Source organism: Methylomagnum sp. (assembly GCF_054333355.1).
In genome coordinates this window covers 1-3,152 of sequence record NZ_JBTEKS010000468.1, presented here as the reverse complement: position 1 = coordinate 3,152, position 3,152 = coordinate 1, and the positions used below count along the sequence as shown (strand labels likewise).

The following is a 3,152-nucleotide window of genomic DNA, read 5'->3' as shown; positions in this document are numbered from 1 at the left end:
TCTCTGACCAATATCTCTTCCCCAGCCGCGAGCACGCCTCTTTGCATCTTTCCACGCGGCAGTATGCCCGGATCGTCGACCATCCATCGGCTTGGACCCGGCGGCTTACGGCACCCACAGCCTCCGCCGGACCAAGGCCACCTTGGTCTACCGGCGGACCCACAATCTCCGGGCGGTCCAGCTCCTGCTGGGCCACAGCAAATTGGAAAGCACAGTCCGCTACCTCGGCATTGAGGTGGACGACGCCTTGGAGATCGCCGAGCAGACCGAGGCTTGATCAATCCAGAACACGTCGTGGGTTTCGCAATAGTCGTAGAACCAGGCCTGCAAGGCTTGGCTGGCGGCGGAATAGATGTTTTCCGGCAGCCCGTTCAGCGTGTGTCCGCCCAGCAGGGCGTCGGGCCGGGCTTCGAACCGGGCCGCGAACGCCCGCAGCCAGCCCGGCTCGGGGTGGCAGTCGTCGTCGGTGAAGGCCAGATATTCGCCGCTGGCCGCCGCCGCGCCGGTGTTGCGGGCCGCCCCGGGACCGGCGTTGGTTTGGCGGATCAGGCGGATCTTCAAGCGGCCCTGGAATTCAGCCAGGCCGCCATTCAGCGGGGCGTGGCCGCCGTCGTCCACCACGATCACCTCGTAGCACTCCGCCGGGTAGTCCAGGGCCGTCAGCGCCGCCAGGCAATGCCGGAGCGGCCCGGGCCGGTTGAGGGTGGGGATGACGATGGAGAAGCGCGGTGGTTCGTGGCTCATGGGGGGGATTCCAACAGCGGGGGGGCGGGTTCCGCCCCGTCGGCGATGCCCAGGCGGTGCGAGCGGTACAGGCCGGCGAACAGTCCGCCCCGCGCCAACAATTCCGCGAACCGTCCCTGCTCGGCGATCCGGCCCTGATCCAGCACCACGATCCGGTCCGCCCGCTCGATGGTGGACAAGCGGTGCGCCACCACCAGCACCGTGCGGCTTTGCCCAAGTTCTTCGATGGCCGCCTGGATGTGGGCCTCGGAAATCGGGTCCAGCGCGTTGGTGGCCTCGTCCAGAATCAGGATGTCCGGGTCGCGCAGCATGGCCCTGGCGATGGACAGGCGCTGCCGCTGCCCGCCGGACAACAGCAGCCCCCGGTCGCCCACCAGGGTGTCGTAGCCTTGCGGCAGCGCCATGATGAAGTCGTGGGCATGGGCGCGTTGGGCGGCCGCGATGATGTCCGCCTCGCCCGCGCCCAGCCTGCCGTAGGCGATGTTGTCCCGCACCGTGGTGCTGAAGATGTGGACGTCCTGGCTGACCAGGGCGATGCGCTCGCGCCAGGAGGCCAAGTCGAATTCGGCCACGTCGCGGCCATCGGCCAGGATGCGGCCACGGGTCGGCTCGTAGAACCGGCACAGCAAGTGGATCAGGGTGGACTTGCCGGCCCCGGAGGGGCCGACGAAGGCGATGGTCTGGCCCTTGGGTATTTCGAGATCGACGCTTTCCAGCGCCGCGCCGGCCTTGCCCCGGTAGGCGAAGGAGACATGCTCCAGGCGGATGTCCCGGACCAGCCCGCCAAAGCGGCCCGTCCCGGCGCGGGGGTAGGGTTTGCCTTGGCTGTCCATCAAGTCCAGCACGGACTCGACCACCGCGTTCCGCGCCAGGATCGTGGCGAACTGGGTGTTCACGCTTTGAATCTGGGGCAGGAGCCGGAACATCATGAACACCACGGTCGCCAGCACGGGCAACGAGAGCCCGGTCCGCAGGGCCAGGAACACCATCCCCATCAAGGCCATGGCGGCCAGGCCTTCCGACAGGGGATGGGCGAGCGACACCAGCCGTTCCTGCTTGGTCTCAAGGCGGTGGCTGGCCAGGGACGCGGTGCCGAAGCGCTCGATCTCGTAAGCCTCCCGCCCGAAGGCCCGGATCGTGCGGATGCCGATCTGGGTCTCCTTGAAGCTCTGGCTCAGTTCGTTGGAAAGGCCCAGCTTGCGCTTGCCCAGCGACTTCATGCCGCTGACGGCCCAGCGCACGAACTTGGACAGGACCAGGAGGGTCATCACGACCCCCCAGGGTCAGCTTCCAGGCAATGGCCATGAGCAGCAGCGAGAAGACCAGTAAGCTGGTGACGCTGAGGATGAGCCAAAGCAGGCAGGAAACCGAGTAGGAGGCATCCGTCGCGCCACTGGAGAGGGCTTGCAGCAAGGTGCCTCCCTGCTGCGCGTCCAGATATTCTTGGGAGACCGCGAGGATTTGCCGGTACATCCGGGTCCGGGTGTCGTGCAGCACGCGGCTCTTGATCCAGGCCGCCCGCGCCGTGAAGGCGTAGGCGAGGATGATCTTGAGGAGGATCGCCCCCAGGATCAGCGCGGTGATCGCCTCGGCGCGGGAGTCTGCCGGAAGCAGGTTGGTCAGGGCGTCGATCCAGCGCAGCAGCGGACCATTGGCGCCCGCCACTGAGCCAGAGCCTTGCAACAGCGGGATCATCAGGCCGATGCCCAGCCCTTCCAGCAGCGAGGCCAGCACGCCTATCACCACGAAGGCGACGGTCTGCCAAGAATAGGGTGCCAGCAGCGGCAGTAGGCACAGGATGGGATGCAGTTCTTTGGGTAGGATGGGTTTGATTGCCACGCGGTATCCGGTGCCGGTTTGGGGAAGCGCGAAGGATACTAGAAACCGGCGCGGGTAGGATCAATAGGATGGGTGGAGCTTCGGTGGAACCTATCGCTCCGGGCCGGGCGGCATGATGCAATCCAATTTATGGCGCGGCGGTCGGCCAGCGATATTCCAATATCCGCCCATTCCGCTCCAGGCCCAGGCGAACTTGGACAACCTCGGGACGCCGCGTGCCCGCCGCCGTGTATTCATAAATCTGGATGTCCCCCTTCCTGGCCCCCGGCGACTCGGAGATCGGAAACCGCCCCACCAACCGGAAATCCGCCGGGTCGCCCGTCACGGCTTCTTGTAGTAGCCGCTGATCTGGCCGGAGCGCGGCGGAGCCGTCGATCACGATGTGCCGCACGGGAAGCGCCTTGATGGCCTGCCGCACTTGTTCCGCGTTCTCGAACAGCAGCCGGTGGCGCCCTCCCATCCAATCGGATTCCGCCAGCCACTGCCCGGCCCGCAGCACGACCCCCGCCCGCCGGTGGTCGCCCATGAGCCGTTCCACGAGAGTAAGCCTTCAGCCGTCCCATGTTCCC

General features: G+C 66.6%; 4 protein-coding genes. 1 reads left to right on the top strand and 3 read right to left on the bottom strand.

Features of this window, described 5'->3' with window-relative positions:
- Window positions 1–91: 91 nt before the first annotated feature.
- Window positions 92–277, top strand: coding sequence for a tyrosine-type recombinase/integrase (locus tag ACXWUF_RS21170; protein ID WP_458496533.1), 186 nt, complete (start codon window positions 92–94; stop codon window positions 275–277).
- Here ACXWUF_RS21170 and ACXWUF_RS21165 read toward each other — a convergent pair.
- The 3 genes from ACXWUF_RS21165 to ACXWUF_RS21155 form a co-directional block, all read right to left on the bottom strand.
- Window positions 220–744 carry a glycosyltransferase gene (locus ACXWUF_RS21165; protein ID WP_458496532.1) on the bottom strand — a complete coding sequence of 175 codons (525 nt, stop codon included), beginning with the start codon at window positions 742–744 and terminating at the stop codon, window positions 220–222. The genes ACXWUF_RS21170 and ACXWUF_RS21165 overlap by 58 nt on opposite strands.
- Window positions 741–2,012 carry an ABC transporter ATP-binding protein gene (locus ACXWUF_RS21160; protein ID WP_458496531.1) on the bottom strand — a complete coding sequence of 424 codons (1,272 nt, stop codon included), beginning with the start codon at window positions 2,010–2,012 and terminating at the stop codon, window positions 741–743. The genes ACXWUF_RS21165 and ACXWUF_RS21160 overlap by 4 nt, the downstream gene beginning before the upstream one ends.
- A gap of 698 nt (window positions 2,013–2,710) precedes the next feature.
- Complete coding sequence (locus tag ACXWUF_RS21155; RefSeq protein WP_458496530.1) at window positions 2,711–3,109, bottom strand: hypothetical protein; 399 nt, start codon at window positions 3,107–3,109, stop codon at window positions 2,711–2,713.
- Window positions 3,110–3,152: the final 43 nt, after the last annotated feature.

Bases quoted from the DNA above. Each gene is read 5' to 3' on its own strand.
- ACXWUF_RS21160 (WP_458496531.1), bottom strand. From the start codon at position 2,012: ATGACCCTCCTGGTCCTGTCCAAGTTCGTGCGCTGGGCCGTCAGCGGC.
- ACXWUF_RS21165 (WP_458496532.1), bottom strand. From the start codon at position 744: ATGAGCCACGAACCACCGCGCTTCTCCATCGTCATCCCCACCCTCAAC.
- ACXWUF_RS21155 (WP_458496530.1), bottom strand. From the start codon at position 3,109: ATGGGCGACCACCGGCGGGCGGGGGTCGTGCTGCGGGCCGGGCAGTGG.